The sequence below is a fragment of the Acidovorax sp. 69 genome (genome assembly GCF_002797445.1).
Lineage (GTDB): Bacteria > Pseudomonadota > Gammaproteobacteria > Burkholderiales > Burkholderiaceae_C > Acidovorax.
The window spans coordinates 4331989-4351119 of the sequence record NZ_PGEP01000001.1; the positions used below are offsets into that span (position 1 = coordinate 4331989).

Annotated in this window: 16 protein-coding genes; all 16 read right to left on the reverse strand. The window is 64.5% G+C overall.

Annotation, left to right across the window (positions count from 1 at the left end):
- Positions 1–41: 41 nt before the first annotated feature.
- Complete coding sequence (locus CLU85_RS19870; RefSeq protein WP_100411784.1) at positions 42–1655, reverse strand: acyl-CoA carboxylase subunit beta; 1614 nt, start codon at positions 1653–1655, stop codon at positions 42–44.
- A complete protein-coding gene (locus tag CLU85_RS19875) occupies positions 1652–2590 on the reverse strand; it encodes an SDR family oxidoreductase (protein WP_100411785.1) in 939 nt (312 codons plus the stop codon). The genes CLU85_RS19870 and CLU85_RS19875 overlap by 4 nt, the downstream gene beginning before the upstream one ends.
- A gap of 13 nt (positions 2591–2603) precedes the next feature.
- The gene (locus CLU85_RS19880; protein ID WP_100411786.1) at positions 2604–3356 is read right to left on the reverse strand and encodes a TetR/AcrR family transcriptional regulator; all 753 of its coding nucleotides are present in this window, start codon (positions 3354–3356) and stop codon (positions 2604–2606) included.
- 1359 nt (positions 3357–4715) lie between these two features.
- Positions 4716–5495: an enoyl-CoA hydratase gene (locus tag CLU85_RS19890; RefSeq protein WP_100411787.1), complete on the reverse strand. Its 780-nt coding sequence runs from the start codon at positions 5493–5495 to the stop codon at positions 4716–4718.
- A gap of 72 nt (positions 5496–5567) precedes the next feature.
- Positions 5568–6419 carry an acyl-CoA thioesterase II gene (locus CLU85_RS19895; RefSeq protein WP_100411788.1) on the reverse strand — a complete coding sequence of 284 codons (852 nt, stop codon included), beginning with the start codon at positions 6417–6419 and terminating at the stop codon, positions 5568–5570.
- Between the two features lie 30 nt (positions 6420–6449).
- A complete protein-coding gene (locus CLU85_RS19900; RefSeq protein ID WP_100411789.1) occupies positions 6450–7331 on the reverse strand; it encodes an alpha/beta fold hydrolase in 882 nt (293 codons plus the stop codon).
- A gap of 259 nt (positions 7332–7590) precedes the next feature.
- Positions 7591–8790, reverse strand: a complete 1200-nt coding sequence (locus tag CLU85_RS19905) for an acetyl-CoA C-acyltransferase (RefSeq protein ID WP_100411790.1) — start codon at positions 8788–8790, stop codon at positions 7591–7593.
- A gap of 15 nt (positions 8791–8805) precedes the next feature.
- On the reverse strand, positions 8806–9315 hold the full coding sequence (locus CLU85_RS19910; RefSeq protein ID WP_100411791.1) for a DUF4442 domain-containing protein: 510 nt from the start codon (positions 9313–9315) through the stop codon (positions 8806–8808).
- 11 nt (positions 9316–9326) lie between these two features.
- Positions 9327–11750, reverse strand: a complete 2424-nt coding sequence (locus CLU85_RS19915) for a 3-hydroxyacyl-CoA dehydrogenase/enoyl-CoA hydratase family protein (protein ID WP_100411792.1) — start codon at positions 11748–11750, stop codon at positions 9327–9329.
- Between the two features lie 57 nt (positions 11751–11807).
- The gene (locus tag CLU85_RS19920) at positions 11808–12245 is read right to left on the reverse strand and encodes a DUF2147 domain-containing protein (protein ID WP_100411793.1); all 438 of its coding nucleotides are present in this window, start codon (positions 12243–12245) and stop codon (positions 11808–11810) included.
- Positions 12246–12290: 45 nt separating this feature from the next.
- Positions 12291–14087 carry an acyl-CoA dehydrogenase C-terminal domain-containing protein gene (locus CLU85_RS19925; protein ID WP_100411794.1) on the reverse strand — a complete coding sequence of 599 codons (1797 nt, stop codon included), beginning with the start codon at positions 14085–14087 and terminating at the stop codon, positions 12291–12293.
- Between the two features lie 5 nt (positions 14088–14092).
- The gene (locus CLU85_RS19930; RefSeq protein ID WP_100411795.1) at positions 14093–14833 is read right to left on the reverse strand and encodes a TetR/AcrR family transcriptional regulator; all 741 of its coding nucleotides are present in this window, start codon (positions 14831–14833) and stop codon (positions 14093–14095) included.
- 204 nt (positions 14834–15037) lie between these two features.
- A complete protein-coding gene (gene slmA, locus CLU85_RS19935; RefSeq protein WP_100411796.1) occupies positions 15038–15700 on the reverse strand; it encodes a nucleoid occlusion factor SlmA in 663 nt (220 codons plus the stop codon).
- Between the two features lie 232 nt (positions 15701–15932).
- Entirely contained in the window at positions 15933–17384 is a 1452-nt protein-coding gene (locus CLU85_RS19940) for a sensor histidine kinase (protein ID WP_100412663.1), read from the reverse strand.
- 75 nt (positions 17385–17459) lie between these two features.
- Positions 17460–18152 (reverse strand): response regulator transcription factor, encoded by a 693-nt coding sequence (locus CLU85_RS19945; protein ID WP_100411797.1) that lies wholly within the window; start codon positions 18150–18152, stop codon positions 17460–17462.
- A 21-nt stretch (positions 18153–18173) separates the two neighbouring features.
- A complete protein-coding gene (gene argB / locus CLU85_RS19950) occupies positions 18174–19064 on the reverse strand; it encodes an acetylglutamate kinase (protein WP_100411798.1) in 891 nt (296 codons plus the stop codon).
- Positions 19065–19131 lie beyond the last annotated feature (67 nt).

The following is a 19131-nucleotide window of genomic DNA, read 5'->3' on the forward strand; positions in this document are numbered from 1 at the left end:
TGCCAATTCCATGGGCTGTAGCGAGGATGCCGGGTGGTGGGCTACATGCGCGCCACCCCGAACTGCATGGGGTGCAAGGCACGCGCAGCACCTTCGGCCACGGTGTCCAGGCAAAACGCCAGCACAGCCCGCGTGTCGCGCGGGTCGATCACGCCGTCGTCCAGCAGCAGACCGCTGGTGTAGAACGCATCGGCCTGGGCCTCGAAAACGGTCACGATCTTGTCGAACTGGGCTTGGGATTCGGTGGGGTCGGGCGTGATGCCTTTGCGCGCCAGCGCCGCCTCGGTCACGATCTGCATGGTGCGTGCAGCCTGCTCGCCGCCCATCACCGACGTCTTGGCCCCGGGCCAGCTGAACAAAAAGCGCGGCGCATAGCCGCGCCCACACATGCCGTAGTTACCCGCACCAAAGCTGGCGCCACACTGGATGGTGATCTGCGGCACGGTGGCGTTGGACACGGCCTGGATCATCTTGCTGCCGTGCTTGATCATGCCGCCCTGCTCGCTGTCCTTGCCCACCATGAAGCCCGTGGTGTTCTGCAGGTAGACGATGGGGTGGCCCAGCTGGCACATCCACTGGATGAAGTGCGTGGCCTTATTGGCGCCCGCCACATCGATGGGGCCGTTGTTGCTGATGAAGCCCACGGCATGGCCGCCAATGCGGCCCTGCGCGCACACGGTGGCCGCGCCGTAGCGCGCCTTGAATTCGAGAAGCTCTGACCCATCGACCACCCGCGCTATCACCTCGCGCATGTCTACAGGCTGGCGCAGGTCGCCCCCCATCAGGGCGAGCAGGTCGTCGGCAGGCAGTGTGGGCGGTGCACCGACGGCACGCGGGGCCAACGCCCACCCGGTGTTGGCGATCACGTCGCGAGCCATGCCAATGGCCTCGCGGTCGTCCAGCGCCAGGTATTCGCCCAGACCCGAGACAGCGGTGTGCATGTCAGCGCCGCCCAGTTCTTCTTCGGTGGCGACCTCGCCGGTCGCGGCCATGAGCAGCGGCGGCCCGGCCAGAAAAGCGCGCGAGCGGCCCAGCACCATGATGACCACATCCGACAGCCCCGGCATGTAAGCGCCGCCCGCCGTGCCCGAACCATGCTGCACGGTGATCACCGGAATGCCCGCCGCCGACAGCCGCGCAAGGTTGCGAAACAGCGTGCCGCCATGCACAAAGCCCTCGACCCGGTAGCGCATGAGGTTGGCGCCCGCGCTCTCGACCAGGTGCACAAAGGGCAGACGTTCGCAGAGCGCGATCTCTTGCACGCGCAGGATCTTTTCCAGGCCCATGGGCTGGATGGCACCGGCCTCGATGCCGGAGTCGCTGGCCACCACCATGCAGCGCACGCCACTGACGAAGCCAATGCCCGCGATCATGCCGCCGCCGGGTACAGACTTTTCCGGGTCCTTCACATCCTGCAGGTAGCCCGCCAGCGTAGCCAATGGCAGCCATGGCGCGCCCGCATCCAGCAGCAGCGCCACGCGCTGGCGCGGCAGCAGCTGGCCGCGTTTTTCAAACTGGGGCAGCGAGCGCGCCGAAGCGGCGGCGGCGCGGTCTTCCAGCGCGCGCAGCGCATCAAGGCGCGCAGCCAGGGCAGCACGGCGACTTTGCGCATCGGGTGCGCCGGGGTTGAAGCGCGAGGCGAAGGCGGCGGTCATTCGGAGTCCTTGGGCGCGCTGAAAGCCGGGTCTGCGGACGCAAACACACGCGGCACCTCCGCACGGTGGAAGCCCGCGTAAGGCTTCACTGCAGCCCTCTGCTGCGTGGCGGCATCGGGCACGCGCAGCGGCCAGCCCAGGCGCATCTGCGGCCGCGCGCCATCTACGCGCAGCGTGGTGCCGCTGATAAAGCTGGCAGCCGGGCTGAGCAGGAACGCGATGGCGGCCGACACTTCGGCCTCGTTGCCAAAGCGGCCCAGCGGCACGGTTTGCGGCATGGCGCGCAGCATTTGGGCAGCGGCAGGCGGGTAGTTGTCCATGCCGCTCGATGCGATGTAACCCGGCGCCACGGCGTTCACGCGCACGCCGCTGCAGGCCCATTCGAGCGCGGCGGTTTCGGTCAAGCTGACCATGCCCGCGCGCGCTGCACCGCTGTGCCCCATGCCGGGCATGGAGCCCCACATGTCGGCCACGATGTTGACAATGGAACCGCCGTTTTGCGCCATCCACTGCCGGTAACACTCGCGCGCCATCAGAAAGCCGCCGGTGAGGTTGGTGTGGAGCACGGCCTCCCAGCCCTTGGCGCTGATGGATTCCAGGGGCGACATGAACTGCCCGCCCGCGTTGTTCACCAGACCATTAATGCGGCCCTGCGCTGCCAGTACCTGCTGCACCAGCAGCGCTACCGCGTCTTCGGAGCGGATGTCACAGGCATGCCAGGACGCGGCGCCACCGTCGGCGGTGATCTCGTCAGCAACGGCCTGCAGCTTCTCCGGCTTGCGGCCGACCAGCACTGCGTGCGCGCCCAGGCGGGCCAGCTCGTGTGCGGTGCAACGGCCAATGCCCGAGCCGCCTCCGGTGACGATGACCACCTGGCCATCGAACAGGCCGGGCGCAAACACAGACTGGTAGGCAGTGGGGGCCGTGGGGTTCATTGCTCGCCGGGTTTTAGGGGTGGATGAAAAGCGAAAGGGCTTCGTCAGTCAGTGCATCGAGCGACTTGCCCTTTTTGGGCGAGAACCACTGCACGGCCCAGTTGAGGGCGCCGAAGATGAACAGCCGCGCCACGCCGGGATCTGCCTGCAGAGCGCCCTGCTGCGCCAGCGCTCCAAGCGCGGGCATCCACGCGGCCTCGTAACTGTCTTTGAGCCGCGCAATGCCTTTGCGCTGCGCGGGCGTGAGCGACCGCCATTCGTACAGCATGACCGGGATGAAGCTGCTGCGCGGACCGAGCAGGATTTCAAAATGGTGGCGAATGAGGGTGCGCAGCTGCTCGCGCGCAGAGGCATCGGCGGCCAGCGCTTGCAACGCCTGCTGCTGGCTCTGCGCGGCCATGGTCATGCCCTCGCTCATCACCGCATGCAGCAGGGCACTTTTGCTTTCAAAGTGATAGAACGGCGAGCCGCTGTGCATGCCAGCCGCCGCTGCAATGTCACGCGTGCTGGTGGCGGCAAAGCCCTGGGTGCGAAACAGCTTGGCGGCGCCGTCCATGAGTTTGCGGCGGCGGTTGCCATCGTCAAGCTCTTCGGGCGTTTTGCGAGGGCGGCCACGGCGGCGGGGTTCTTCGTCGGCGGATGATTTTTCGGCGTCGACGGGATTGGAGGAAGAGGCCGCCGCTGCACGGCTGCGGGGGCGAGGGCGAGCGGAGGTTTTGCTGGGAGCGGTGGCAATGGCGTTGGTGCGCCGCACGGGTGATTCCATGTGGGCACGATATCAAAACTGCTTATTTTTAGCAAGCAAGTGCTTGGTGAAAATAAGCGCCTGAAATGTTGTTAGTTTTTGGGACTTTAGAGTATTTGCTTTTTTTGGCTTCTAGTGCCGGTTGAATAAGCGCCAGTAGCTATTATTTCTGCAGCATTTGATCCGGAACTATCTGTGCGGTTGAGTTTGTCGAAGCGTGTGTGCCACGACAACCGCTCGGGCTGGGCTTGTCGAAGCCTGTGCGCCCGCCCCACCCGTTCGGGCTGAGCTTGTCGAAGCTGTGCGCTCACTCGACCGCACGCCTATGCAGAGGGCGGAGGCCGGGGTGTGCGCCCGGCGGCGCAGTGGCTTTCTTTTGCTTCGCCAAAAGAAAGCCACCAAAGAAAAGGCGACCCTACACGCTGCGTCCCTTCGCTTCGCTGCGGGCAACCTGCGGTGCTCGCGTCCAGCGGGGTCTCGCTCGAACTCGCTCCACTGCGTTGCGCTCAGACAATCGCGAGCCCTGATCCGCTGGCCGCTGCGCTCCTCGGCGCATCCTGAAGGGAACCCGGGGGATCGGACATCCATGCGGGCCATTGCTGCGCTCGGCCCCGAACGCGCGGGCGCTTCGCGCTGCGCAGCCTGGGCCGAGCGAAGTGATGGCCCGTGAGGCTGTTCGGCTGTTGGGCTCCTCACCCCTGCGGGCTGCGCCTGCGGCGGGGCGGTTGCGGGGTGAACACGCGCGTCGGAGCGCGCGTGCCTCGTGAACTGACTCGCCGTGGTTGTCCGAGCGGCGCGCGCAGCGCACAGCGAGTTCCACGGCGCACCCCGCAACCGCCCCGACGCAGGTTTGCCCCCACGCACCGCGTGGGGGTCGCAGACTGGGGGTCGCCTTTTCTTTGGTAACTTTCTTTTGGCGAAGCAAAAGAAAGTTACTCGCATGCCGGGGCGACAACCCGGCCTCCGCACTCAAGACGAGCATGCTTCTCAAACCAGCACGCCCAAGCTTCGACAAGCTCAGCCCGAACGGTTGGAAAAGGCTTCGAAGCTATAAAAACAATAGCTGCCAGCGCTTTATTCACAAGCACCAGCAGCCAAAACAACCAAGATAAGAGGTCCAGAGTGCGCCAGAATCCGGCCAACACCTTTACCGAAAGATCGTTCGGCAAGCTGCACGATCCACGCCGCTCGCGCAGCGGCCAGGATTCAGCTCCTGCTGAAATCTGGCCTCCTCTTTTACCGACAACCCGTCGGCCTGCCTCGCAGTCCACGCCGCTGACGCGGCTACCCTTTAGACTGCGCTGAAGTTGGGACGGCGCTTTTACCGAAAGATCTTTCAGCCCGCTGCGCGGTCCCCGCCGCTCACGCGGCGGCCTGATTTCAGCTCTTGCTGAAATCAGGCTTTCTCTTTTCCATAAATGCCGAGAAAGCCTCGCGCGCCGCTGGCTCGCGCAGCATGCGGCCAAAGCTCACGCCCTCCTCTGCCATCACCTCCAGCACCTTTGCCGTCTGCCCACCCTTCATCAACCGCTTGGTCTCGATGAGCGCAGACAACGGCTTGGCTGCGAGCTTCTTGGCTTGCGCCTGGGCTACCCCATTGCATTCCGTGGGTGGCACCACGCGATTGACCAAGCCCACTTCCAGCGCCGCCTCGGCCATGAAAGGCTCGCCCAGCAGCAACGCCTCGGCCGCACGGTGGTAGCCCATCATTTGCGGCACCAGCAGGCTCGAAGCCGCTTCAGGGCACAGGCCCAGGTTGACGAAGGGCATGGAAAACGCCGCGTTATCGCCCGCGTAAACCAAATCGCAATGGAACAACATGGTCGTACCAATGCCCACGGCCGGGCCGCACACCGAGGCAATCACCGGCTTGGGGAAGGTGGCGATGCCGCGCAGGAAGCGGAACACCGGCGAGTCTTGGGTAGCAGGCGGCTGCTGCAGAAAGTCGCCAATGTCATTGCCAGCACTGAAGATGGCCACGTCGCCCTGGAACACCACCACGCGCACACTGGCATCGGCCTTGGCTGCATCCAGCGCATCGGCCATGGCGGCGTACATGGCGCCTGTGATGGAGTTCTTCTTGTCGACGCGGTTGAAGGTGATGGTGGACACACCCGCTTCGGTGTGGACAAGGATGTCTTGGGTGGTGGCTTCGGTCATGGTGGTGAAGGTTCCGGGGTCTGATGGATGGGGGCGAAAAGAATGCCAGGCGCAGCACAACGGGCCGACTTCCTATTCCTTGTAATAAACGATCTGGTGGCTGGTGGCCAGCATGATGCCCGCCTCATTCCACAGCTGCACGGTCTGGTCGAAGAAACCATTGCGAAACTCCTGCCCGCGCGCCTGGCCGAGCAGGTAACCACTGCCCGTGGCCTGCAGTTGTGCCGCGGTGGCGTGGAAGTACACGGTGATCGACACGGTGCCCGCAGGCACCTGGCGCGCGCGGCGCAGCCACACGCGAGGGAAGAACACATCGGCCAGCCCGGTCAGTGCACAAAAGTCGAGCGGGCGCTGCGGCGCGTCGCGCATCCACAACTGGGTCAGACTGTGGTCACCGCTGCCGTCCCAGGTGCGCGGGATGAAACCGGCGATGGGGCGCATCTCGTAGCGGTTCAGCCATTCCACCGCACCGGGCGGTGCCACGATGGCCTTGTGCTCTGCAGGCGGCGGCACCTCAGGCATGGGCACATCGCCCACGCTCCAGGTGTCGCGACGCACCGCCGTCACCGCCGTGCCCGTGGTAGTGACTACCTGCGCGCCCTCGGCATCGGACTGCAGGATGGACAAGGTCCAGTGCTGGGTGGATCGGTTGGTACGCACGGGCACGGCCTGCACCGTGAAGGCCCCAGAAGTTAAAGCGCCCGCGTAGTTGACGGTGAGCGACAGCGGGTCGCCCAGCCGGTCGGGGTGCTGCAAGATGGCCTGCAGCAGCGTGGCCGCGGTGATGCCGCCAAACGGGCCCACCATGTTCCAGTAGCCGGGATGGGTCTGCCCTGCGTACTGACCAGGCGATGACGAAGATGGCGTCAGCGCAAGCGCCTCGTCCAGTGGATGGATGGAAGAAGAAGAAGAAGAAAAACTCATGATGCTGCAAGTGTGCCGCCAAACGGCAGGTCAGGCCGTCGTGCCCGCGACTGCCCGGGGCATCCCACCCAGCCCAGCGAGCGCCTCTGCGGCACGCGGCCACAGGCTCTGGCGAAACTGATCGCGAAAGAACCCGAAATGTCCGATGCGGCGCACCTGCAGATCGGCCGGGGTGATGCTCTCTACCCGGCGCTCGGTGTTGACATACAGGTTGACGAGGTTGTGCGTGCCGCGCAGCGTCATCAGCTCGTCGTCGCTCATCGACAACGCCAGCACCGGAAAACGCACTGCGCCATAACTTGCTGCGACCGCTGCGCCCTCGGCCCCCACGCTGTAGGTGGGGTTCAGACACCAGCGGCGCCATTGCAGGATGACACCCGCAGGCAAATCACCCACTTTCTTGAGCATGCGCCCCGGAAAGTACCCGCACAGGCGCGTGGCCAGCGGCACCAGCACCCACCAGAAATACGGAACCATGCGCTTGAGCTTGGGCGCGTTGTCGCGCCAGTAGCCACTGCCTGCGGCCACGCTGAGCAGACCATCGACCTGCTCGGGCTTCTGTAGCAAACCCGGCAACTGCGCGCCCAGGCTGTGCCCCAGCAAGTACAGCGGCTGCGACGGGAGCGCCGCCTTGGCGGCAGAGATCACCGCCTCGTAGTCCTGCGCCCAATCCAGCAAGTCCGCCTTCACATCGCGCATCAGGCCCTGCAATGAATCGCCATGGCCCCGGTAGTCGAACGTGGTGACCCGGAACCCCTGCTGCGCCATCCACAGTGCAAAAGCCTCGTAAAACGACTGCCGCACCCCCATCGCGCCGCCAATGACCACACTGGCGCGTGGCGCGCCCTCGGGTTCGTAGACACGCAGTGCCAAAGACACTGCCCCGTTGACCTGCAAGGTTTGCTTGTTCATGTCTGTCTCCTTGTGTCGAAACCGATCTACGTCGGCTTGAAAAGAAAACGATCGCTGAGGATTCGGCCTTGGCTTCGACAGGCTCAGCCCGAACGGGTGGGTGTGATTGCCCCGCCCTTATGTATTCACACCCCACCCTCATGGGCGTAGCGAGCGGCTTTCAGGCTAGGCGGACGGAGCGCAGCAACCGGAACGTACTTGCGGTACGTGAGGATTGCGAGCACCGCCCAACGACGCATGAAAGCCGCGCAGTAGCCAGTTACAACGCCTCGATGATGCCGGCGGCGCCTTGGCCTGTTCCTACGCACATCGTGACCATCCCGTACTTCAGCTTGTGCCGGCGCAGCGCATGCACCACCGTCGCCGCACGGATGGCACCGGTAGCACCCAGCGGATGCCCCAATGCAATGGCGCCCCCCATGGGGTTCACGTTCGCAGGGTTCAGGCCCAGCGTATTGATCACCGCCAGCGACTGGGCCGCAAACGCTTCGTTCAGCTCATACCAGCCGATGTCGTCACTCTTGAGGCCCGCATAACGCAGGGCCGCAGGAATGGCTTCGATAGGGCCAATGCCCATGATCTCGGGCGGCACGCCGCGCGCTGCGTAGCTCACAAAACGGGCCAGGGGCGTCAGGCCAAACTGTTTCACCGCCTTTTCGCTGGCCACGATGAGCGCACCCGCACCGTCGCTGGTCTGCGAGCTGTTGCCCGCCGTGACACTGCCACGCGCGGCAAACACGGGCCGGAGCTTGGCCAGGCCTTCCAGCGACGTGTCGGGGCGGGGGCCTTCGTCCAGGCTCACGGTGCGGCGCTTTTCCACCACTTCGCCGGTGGCGAGGTTGGGCGAACGCTCGACGATCTCATAGGGCGTTATTTCGTCGGTGAACTCACCGGCCTTTTGCGCCTTGATGGCACGCAGATGGGATTCGAGCGCGAAGGCGTCTTGCGCCTCGCGGCTGACCTTCCACTGCTGGGCGACCTTTTCGGCGGTGAGGCCCATGCCGTAGGCGATGCCCACGTTCTCGTCGCGCGCAAAAATTTCGGCGTTGAACGAAGGCTTGTTGCCGCCCATGGGCACCAGGCTCATGGACTCGGCGCCACCAGCGATCAGAACGTCGGCCTCGCCCACACGGATGCGGTCGGCGGCCATCTGCAGCGCGGTGATGCCCGATGCGCAAAAGCGGTTCACTGTGACGCCGCCCACGGGGTGGTTGAACGCCAGGCCCACGGCAATGCGCGCCATGTTCATGCCTTGCTCGCCCTCGGGGAACGAGCAGCCGATGATGGCGTCTTCAATGGCCTTGGGGTCCAGCGTGGGGACCTGCAGCATGGCGCTTTGGATGGCGGCGACCAGCAGGTCGTCGGGGCGGGTGTTCTTGAAATAGCCGCGGCCGGAGCGCCCGATGGGCGTGCGCGTGGCAGCAACGATGTAGGCGTCCTGGACTTGTTTTTGAGCCATGGTGTTGAAACTCCTTCAATTCTTGGCGGGGCGGCTGGAAGGAATCCAGGCCCACGTAAATACACATTCGACCGGCTCCACGCCGGCGTCGTCGGTCACGGAGACCGCCACCTGCACCTCGCCCTTGTCGCTGGCCTGCATGGCGGCGCGCTGCTCGGCCGTGAGCGTGGCCACGGCCTTCAAGCCGCCGGTGGCGCGCTTCTTGAACGCCATGGAGAGCTCCTTGGCCAGCGGGATGCAGTCGTCGCGCACGTTCATGCCCACCACCATGCCGGTGGCCGTTTCGGCCAGCAGGTTCATGGCCGAGGCATGCACACCACCAATGTGGTTCTGCACGCGATGCTCGTTGGCCAGGTGCACCTCGACGCGCTCAGGGGTGAGCGATACGAACTTCACCCCGGCCGTGCCGGTGAAGGGCACAGCCCGGCGCAAGATGATGTTCTGCACGAAGCCACGCATGAAGGCGGGCGCCTCGTCCAGGCGCATCAGCGAGCGCTGGAGTTTGTTGGGGGCGTGGTCCGTCATAGCGATGCCGATCAGTTGCGGACTGGCTTGCCGGTCGAGAGCATCCCAAGGATGCGCTCGTGCGTCTTGGGCTGCGCGATCAGGTGGCAGAACGCCTTGCGCTCCAGCGTGAGCAAGTATTCCTCGCTCACCAGCGCGCCGGCATCCACATCACCACCACAAACCACCTCGGCAATCATCGTGCTGACCTTGAAGTCGTAGGCGCTGATGAAACCGCCGTCGCGCATGTTCACCAGCTGCGCCTTGATGGTGGCCAGGCCACTGCGGCCAGCCACCGGGAACAGGCGCTTGTGCGGTGCACGCCAGCCGCTGGCGGCCATGGACTTGGCTTCGTTGATGGCCACGAACAGCAGCTCGTCCTTGTGGGGCACGATGATGTCGCTGTCCAGCAAAAAACCCAGCTTGCGCGATTCCAGCGCGCTGGTGCCCACCTTGGCCATCGCGGCGGCGGTGAAGCCTTCGGTCAGGAAGGGCAGGATGTCCTTGCCCGTAGAGGCCGCCATGTTCTCGGCCGCACGGCGAGCGATGTAGGTCAGGCCACCGGCGCCGGGCACCAGGCCCACGCCCACTTCCACCAGGCCGATGTAGCTTTCCATGTGCGCCACACGCTTGGCCGAATACACGGCCAGCTCGCAACCACCGCCCAGAGCCATGCCGTGGATGGCAGCGACGACAGGCACCTGCGCGTAGCGGATGCGCATCATCAAGTTCTGCAGCTCCTGCTCGATGCTTTCCACCGCATCGGCGCCGCCGACCATGAAGGCGGGCATCGTGGCTTCCAGGTCAGCACCCACGCTGAAAGGCGCGTCGCCAGACCAGATCACCATGCCTTGATACTCGGCCTCGGCCAGCTCCAGGCCTTCCATCAGCGCTTCCATCACTTCAGGGCTGATGGCGTGCATCTTGTTCTTGATGCTGGCAATGAGGACTTGACCGTCCAGCGTCCAGGTGCGCAGGGCTCTCGATTCCGCGATGGTCGTACCAGCGGTGCGCCAGTCAGGCAGGTTGGTCTCGCCCAGCAGCGTCTCGGGGAAGATCTGGCGTTGGTACACAGGCAGTTGGCGGCGCGGCACGAATTGGCCTTGCGATGCACTCCACGAGCCTTGCTCGGTGTGCACGCCACCGGCTTCGGCCACAGGGCCCTTGAACACCCACGCGGGCAGCGGTGCCTTGCACAGTGCCTTGCCAGCGTCGATGTCCTCTTGAATCATCTGGGCCACGTCGAGCCAGCCGGCTTCTTGCCACAGCTCGAACGGGCCCTGCTTCATGCCGAAGCCCCAGCGCATGGCCTGGTCCACATCACGGGCGTTGTCAGCAATCGTGCCCAGGTGCACGGCAGCGTAGTGAAAGCTGTTGCGCAGAATGGCCCACAGGAACTGGCCGGGCGCGCCTTCGGCGTTGCGCAGCAGGCGCAGGCGCTCGGCAGCGGGCTTCTTGAGCATGCGGCCATACACCTCGTCGGCCTTCTGGCCGGCGGGCACGTACTCTTCGCTCTCCAGCTCAAAGCGCATCACATCGCGGCCGACCTTCTTGAAAAAGCCTGCCTTGGTCTTCTGGCCCAGGTTGCCCAGTTCCAGCAGCTTTTTCAGCACGGCGGGTGTGCCAAAGCTTTCGTAGAACGGATCAAACTGTGCAGCCCCTTTGGTAGCGTCGCCGCTCAGGTTGTCCTGCAGCGTCTTGATGACGTGGGCCATGGTATCGAGGCCCACCACATCGGCGGTGCGGAAGGTGCCACTCGATGCTCGGCCGAGCTTCTTGCCGGTGAGGTCGTCCACCACGTCGTAGGTCAGGCCGAAGTTCTCGACCTCTTTCATCGTGGCCAGCATGCCGGCGATCCCGACCCGGTTGGCGATGAAGTTGGGCGTGTCGTGCGCACGCACCACGCCCTTGCCCAGGCCGCTGGTCACAAAGGCTTCGAGCTGGTCCAGCACTTCGGGCTGGGTGGTGGGGGTGTTGATCAGCTCCACCAGCGTCATGTAGCGCGGGGGGTTGAAGAAGTGGATGCCGCAAAAGCGCGGCTTGATGCTCTCTGGCAGCACTTCGCTCAACTTGGTGATCGACAGGCCCGAGGTGTTGGACGCCAGGATGGCGTGCTTGGCCACGTGGGGCGCGATCTTGATGTACAGGTCGAGCTTCCAGTCCATGCGCTCGGCAATGGCCTCGATCACGAGGTCACACTCCTTGAGCAGGTGCATGTGCTCTTCGTAGTTGGCCTGCTGGATCAGCGCGGCGTCATCGGCCACGCCCAGGGGCGAGGGCTTGAGCTTCTTCAGGCCTTCCACAGCCTTGGTGACGATGCCGTTCTTGGGACCCTCTTTGGCGGGCAGGTCGAACAGCACCACGGGTACCTTGACGTTGACGAGGTGGGCGGCAATCTGCGCGCCCATCACGCCTGCGCCGAGCACGGCGACTTTCTTCACTTGAAATCGGGACATGTCTTTTGTTCCTTGTTGATGGCGTTGCCGCGCGCAGGCGGGCAACGCAGGGGCCCGTTACTGGACCCGAACCCAGGTCTGCGTGCGACCGAAAGGGCCGAAGGAGCCCCGCACTTCGAGCTTCTTGCCGCCCTCGACGGGCGTCATGCGCAGGGTGTAGTTGCGGCCGTTCTCAGGGTCGAGAATCTTGCCGCCTTCCCACACGTCCTTGCCCTCGGTTTTTTTGGCGCTGCGGATGATCTCCAGCCCCAGGATGGGCTTGCCCTTGCGGTCGTCCGAACACTCATCGCAGACATCGTCGGGCTTGGCGTCCTTGGTCAGGCGCTTTTCCAGCGCCCCGTTCAGAACACCGCTGCCCATGTCACGGATGCGGATCTCGGCCTTGGCTTCGCCGGTTTTGTCGTCGATGTTGCGCCACAGGCCTTCGGGCGTCATCTGCGCCCAGGTCGGCAATGCACTCGCTACTAAAACTATAGCTACTACCGCTTTGAACATAAGCGCTCCCCGGCAAAAAGGCTTGAAATCCGCACGATGCACCGATCAGGCCAGGGCCAAATCGGTGTCCATCAGCACCTTGCTGCCAGCACGGGCCGTGCGCATCAGCGTGGCGGTTTCGGGGAACAGCTTGGCGAAGTAGAAGCGTGCCGTCTGCAGCTTGGCGCCATAGAACGGGTCGGTATTGCCAGCGGCGATCTCGCGCAGTGCCACCTGGGCCATGCGGGCAAACAGGTAGCCGAACACCAAGTGGCCCGCCACGCGCAGGTAGTCCACGGCGGCAGCGCCCACTTCGTCGGGGTTTTGCATGCCCTTGAAGCCGATTTCGGTGGTGAACTTGGTCATCTGGTCACCCAGCATGGCGACGGGGTTGATGAACTCGGCCATCTTCTCGTTCACGCCTTCTTCTTCCACCAGCTGGCCAATCAGTTTGCCCAGCTTCTTGAGCGTGGCGCCTTGGTTGCCCAGCACCTTGCGGCCCAGCAGGTCCAGCGACTGGATGGTGTTGGTGCCTTCATAGATCATGTTGATGCGGTTGTCGCGCACGTACTGCTCCATGCCCCATTCCTTGATGAAGCCATGGCCGCCGAAGACCTGCATACACGCGTTGGTGCTGATGTGGCCGTTGTCGGTGATGAAAGCCTTGACGATGGGCGTGAGCAGGGCCACCAGTTCTTCGGAGTCCTTGCGCACCTTTTCATCGGGGTGGCTGTGCACCTTATCGAGCAGCAGCGTGCAGAAGATTTGCAGCGCGCGGCCACCTTCGGCATAGGCCTTGGCGGTGAGCAACATCTTGCGCACGTCGGGGTGCACGATGATCGGGTCGGCGTCCTTGTCCTTGGCCTTGGTGCCGCTCAGCGAGCGCATCTGGATGCGGTCCTTGGCGTAGGCCAGTGCGTTCTGGTAGGCCACTTCCGTCAGACCCAGCGACTGGTTGCCCACGCCCAGGCGGGCGGCGTTCATCATCACGAACATGGCCGCCAGGCCCTTGTTGGGCTGGCCCACCAGGGTGCCGGTAGCGCCATCGATGGCGATCTGCGCCGTGGCATTGCCATGGATGCCCATCTTGTGCTCCAGGCCCGTGCAGAAGATCGGGTTGCGCTCGCCCAGCGAGCCGTCAGCATTGACGTTGAACTTGGGCACGACGAACAGGCTGATGCCTTTGCTGCCCTTGGGCGCATCGGGCAGGCGGGCCAGCACCAGGTGCACGATGTTGGCGGTCATGTCGTGCTCGCCAGCGCTGATGAAGATTTTGTTGCCGGTGATCTTGTAAGTGCCGTCAGCCTGCGGCTCGGCCTTGGTGCGCAGCATGCCCAGATCGGTACCGCAGTGGGGTTCGGTCAGGCACATGGTGCCGGTCCACTCGCCGCTGGTGAGCTTGGGCAGGTACACCTTCTTTTGCTCGTCGGTGCCGTGCGCATGCAGGGCTTCATACGCGCCGTGCGACAGGCCGGGGTACATGGTCCAGGCCTGGTTGGCCGAGTTCATCATTTCGTACAGGCACTGGTTCAGCACGAAGGGCAGGCCCTGGCCGCCGTAAGCGGGGTCGCAGGAGAGTGCTGCCCAGCCGCCTTCGACGTACTTGGCATAGGCATCCTTGAAGCCCGACGGGGGCTTCACTTCGTGGGTGGCCTTATCGAGCACGCAGCCTTCGGTGTCGCCGCTGATGTTGAGCGGGAAGGTCACTTCGGCGGCGAACTTGCCGGCTTCTTCGATCACCGCGTTGATCGTGTCCACATCCACCTCGGCATAGGGCGGCATGGCCTTGAATTCATCGCTGACCTTGAGCACTTCGTGCATGACGAATTGCATGTCGCGCAGGGGCGGCGTGTAGATAGGCATGGGGTTTACTCCTTGGAGGTGGTGGTTTGGTTGGAAACTTTGCGGCGCTTGGCGGCAGCAGGGGCTGCGGGCGCGGCTTCGGCCGACGGCTCGGCGCTGTAGCGCGCCACGGTGTTGTGAAAGCCCTGCACAGCCCGGCCCATGGAGCCAGGGGTCTGCAGGAACCGCGCTTCATAGTGCAGCGCGAGGATGAGACCGTGGATCTCGAAGAGCATCTGCTCGGCATCGGTGTCGGCGCGCAACTCGCCCAGGACCTTGCACTGCTCGATGGCGCGGCGCATGGCGGCGTGCCAGGTCAGCACCGAACTGGCCAGCGCATCGCGCACGGGGCCGGTGCGGTCATCGAACTCGACTGCGCCGCTGATGTAGATGCAGCCCGAGTCGATTTCAATGGAGGTGCGCTTCATCCAGTTGTCGAACAGCGCAGAAAGACGCCCCACGCCGCGCGCAGCGGACATGGCGGGGTAGAAGACCTCTTGCTCAAAACGCGTGTGGTATTCGCGGATGACGGAAATCTGCAGTTCTTCACGCGAGCCAAAGTGGGCAAACACGCCCGATTTGCTCATGCCCGTGACATCGGCCAGCGCCCCGATGGACAGGCCTTCGAGCCCGATGTGTGTCGCCAGCCCCAATGCGGCTTCCACAATGGCCGCCTTGGTTTGCTGACCTTTTTGCAAGGCGCGCCCGGTACCGCTGCGAGCGCGCGGAATGCGGGTGACCTGGCGGGATTCAGGGATGGCGGGCATGGGTGTAAATAAAAACGAACGTTCGTTCTATTTTGCAGCAAATTCACTGCGGGACCCAAACCCCCGGAAAAAATAGGGAGGCCCACCCAAATCACCTGTTGCAGTGGCGCCACCGTCTGCCACCACCGTCTGCCACCACCGTCTGCCACCACCGCCCTCACCACCCACCGGTCCACCCGCCATAGGCGGCGGCTTTGCCACCAATTACAGGATCAGCGCCAGACTGGCTTCCAGGTGCTCAGAGGGCAGTCGCTTGAAGCCTGAACGGGCATAACGCTGCAGGCGCCCTAAAGCAAAAGCGGTCAACACACTGGCGGCCACCTGGGCATCGACCGTGGGGGTGTCCGACCCAATCGCCGCCGAGCGCAGGCACTGGCGCAGGGTGGATTCGATGCGGTCGAAAAACTGGTTCATGCGTTGCTGCAGGCGTTCATGTTCAAACACGAGGGCGTCACCCACCATCACGCGCACCATGCCAGGGTTGCGTTCGCCAAACTGCAACAGCAACGCCACGATGCGCGCTGCCTGGCGCGCCCCCACGTCAGGGCTCTGCTCGGGGCCGGGCACATCGCGCCCGGTGATCTGGGTCACCAGGGTGAAGACGGTCTGCTCGATGAAGTCAATCAGACCTTCAAACATCTGCGCCTTGCTGGCGAAATGGCGGTACAGGGCGGCCTCGCTGACGGCCAGGCGCGCCGCCAGCGCGGCCGTGGTGATGCGCTCGGCCCCGGGTTGCTCCAGCATGGAGGCCAACGCCTGCAGGATTTGCTCGCGCCGCTCTCCGGGCTTGGGCCGCTTGCGCGCAACCGGGGTATCACCCGCATCGTCGGTAGTGGCAGGCTCGGGAATGGGCGAAAGTTCGGACATGCGGGACAGAAGCTCTGGTAGGGCCCCGCGCCCCCGACATGCCGGCTGGGCATGCGCTGGTCTGCGGCAGGGCATGGATCATCACGGAGTGCGCGCCACCGGTGCAAGCAGGCCACCGGCTCTGGGGCGCCCGCTTGCGCCGCCCCCTTGTTTGCACAGGTCAGTCGTGTATGGAAATGATTCTCGCACAGGGTTCCGGGCCTGACCGCTGCGGCCAGACGCAGGCCCGGCGTTACAGCGGAAACACCACGGTGACCAGCAGCCCACGCCCCTGCGGGCCCGTTCCGAGCTTGAGTGCAGCCCGGTGCACGCGTGCGATTTCATCGGCGATGGCCAGGCCCAGGCCCGTGCCCTCGCCGCCAGCACCGGGTACGCGATAAAACCGCTGGAGCACGCGGCCCCGCTCCGAATCAGGCACGCCGGGGCCATCGTCCTCCACCTCGACATACGCACGTGGCGGCCCCGCCCGACCCTGGCGCAAGCCGCAGCGAATGGTGACCACGCCGCCCGGTGGGGTGTATTTGATGGCGTTGTCCACCAGGTTGGACAGCAGTTCACGCAACAGCCAACCATGGCCGGTGACATGCACCAGCTGCACGTCGAGCCCCAGATCCAGACCCTTGCCGGTGGCTGCATCCAGAAAGGTCTCCAGCAGCGACTCGCAGAGGTCCTTGAGATCCACCCGCTGCGGTGGTTGGGCATCCAGGCTGCGCGCATCGGCACGCGACAGCGCCAGAAGCTGGTGCGCCAGTTGCGAAGTGCGGCGCGTGGCATTGCGCAGTTTCTCAATCTGATCCACTCCCAAAACAATAGCACCCTGCGCACGATCTTCGTGCGCTAGCGGCATTTTTCGGTCGAAATCAGGGAAAGAGGTGCGTGGCGGTGCAGCCGCCTTGGCCATCATCGCCCAGGCCTCGACCTGCGCCTGCAGACCTGCCAGCGGGGTGCGCAGTTGGTGTGCGGCGTCGGCCACAAAGCGGCGCTGCCCCTCGGCTTGTGCATTGACCAGCGCAAACAGGCGGTTGAGGGAGTGCACCAGCGGGCGCACCTCGTCGGGCGATGCGGCTTCGTCAATGGGACTCAGATCGCGCGGCGAGCGGCGCTCCACCGCTTCGGCCAGGCCCACCAAGGGCTTGAAGGCCTGGCGCACCGCCCAGTGAATGGCAAATCCTGCGGCAATCAGCAATACCAGGTTGGGCAATAGCACCCTGAGCAGCAGTTGCTGGGCCCATTTCTGGCGCGGGTCGGACCCGTCGGCCAGCGCCACCACCAACTCACCCGCTCCGGTGCGCCCCCGCTGCACAGCCACCCGGTAGGTCACGCCGCCAAACTCCACGCTGTGGAACTCCGGGGCTTGCGTGGCGGGCACCGTGCCATGCACCCAGGCCTCTCCCAGCAGCAGGCGTCCCGAGGTATCGCGCACGCTGTAGGCAGAAAAGCCCGCGTTCTGGCGCAAAAAATCCTCGATCGGCGGCGCCAGCAACAACAGCGGTGGGTCGTTGTCGTGAATGGGCGGGGCCAATACCGAATCAGCCAGCGCGGGCAGCATCCGCACGAGGCGCTGGTCATGCTGGCCCGCCGCCTCGTCGGCCGAGCGGTAATCCATCCAGACCCCCACCAGCACCAGCAAGCACAGCGGCAGCACCAGCATCAGGAGCAGCCGCGTGCGCAGGTCAGAGGTCATGGCCCGCAAGCCGGGGCGCTGGGTGGCGTTTTTCCGGAACAGCATGGCAGGGCGATGAGAAAGGAGGAGTCCCGCTCAGGGGGACTGAAGCTCCAGCCGGTAACCAAAGCCACGGATGGATCGCAGCGCCACGCCATGGGGCTCCAGCTTGCCACGCAGGCGGGAGACATAGACCTCGACCGCGTTGGGCGTGATCTCCTTGTCCCAACCGGTCAGCGCCTGCAGCAGCTTGTCTTTGCTGGCGGGCTTGGGGGCGTTGATGAGCAGGTACTCCAGCACCGTCCACTCGCGGGGACCCAGTTCGATGACCTGCTCTCCATCCGCAGCACGAATGCTCGCGCGGCGGCCTGCCGTGTCCAGCTCCAGCGGGCCAAAGCTCAGCACCGCCGTCGTCGCAGCCTGCGAGCGGCGCAGCAGCGCCCGCAAACGCGCCAACAACTCCGGCAGCTCGAACGGCTTGACCATATAGTCATCCGCCCCCAGGTCCAGCCCCTGCACCCGATCGTGCAGGGCATCCCGAGCGGTCAGGATAAGCACCGGCATGGAGGGGCTGGCCATGTCGGGGCGGCGCAGACGGCGAGTCAGCTCCAGGCCATCCATGGCGGGCAGACCAATATCGATGATGGCCGCATCAAAAGACTCGGTGCGCAACACTTCTTCGGCGCGCTCGCCGCTGCCCACCCAATCCACCGCATAACCCGCATCGGTGAGCCCCAGCTTGATGCCACTGGCCACCATCACATCGTCTTCGACCAAAAGCAGGCGCATGGCGTACAGCGGAAAAAGGTGTCAGTGCGACCGAATCATGGTGCCGTAAGCCTGGTCCGTCAGGATCTCCAGCAGCATGGCGTGAGGCACGCGGCCATCAATGATGTGAACGGCATTGACCCCCGCCTTGGCGGCGTCCAGCGCTCCCGCGATCTTGGGCAGCATGCCGCCCGAGATGGTCCCGTCGGCAAACAGTTCTTCGATGCGACGGGCCGTGAGGTCAGTGAGCAGATTGCCCGCCTTGTCCAGCACGCCGGGCGTGTTCGTCAGCAGCATCAGTTTTTCGGCCTGCAGCACCGTGGCCAGCTTGCTCGCCACGACATCGGCGTTGATGTTGTAGCTTTCGTTGTTCTCACCAAATCCGATGGGGCTGATGACGGGGATGAAGGCATCGTCCTGCAGGGCCTTCACCACGCTGGGGTCGATAGAGACAATGTCCCCCACCTGGCCCACATCGTGCTCAATGCTCGGGTCCTTGTTGTCCACCATCTTGAGTTTTTGCGCGCGGATCATCCCGCCATCGCGCCCGGTCAGCCCCACGGCCTTGCCACCGGCCTGGTTGATCAGGCCCACGATGTCCTGCTGCACTTCACCCGCCAACACCCATTCGACGACCTCCATGGTCTCGGCATCGGTCACACGCATGCCCTGGATGAACTCGCCCTTCTTGCCCAGGCGATTCAGCGCGGTCTCGATCTGCGGGCCACCGCCGTGCACCACCACAGGGTTCATGCCCACCAGCTTGAGCAGCACCACGTCTTCGGCAAAGTCGGCCTGCAGGGCCGGGTCGGTCATGGCGTTGCCGCCGTACTTGATGACCATGGTCTTGCCATGGAACTTGCGGATGTAGGGCAGCGCCTGGGCCAGGATTTCAGCCTTGTCGCGCGGAGCAATCGAAAGAAGGTCGGTCATGGAGGCGGGCCATCCGGAGAAAACAATGAGGCGCAAATTGTGCCGCATTCGCAAGGCACGCAGACAC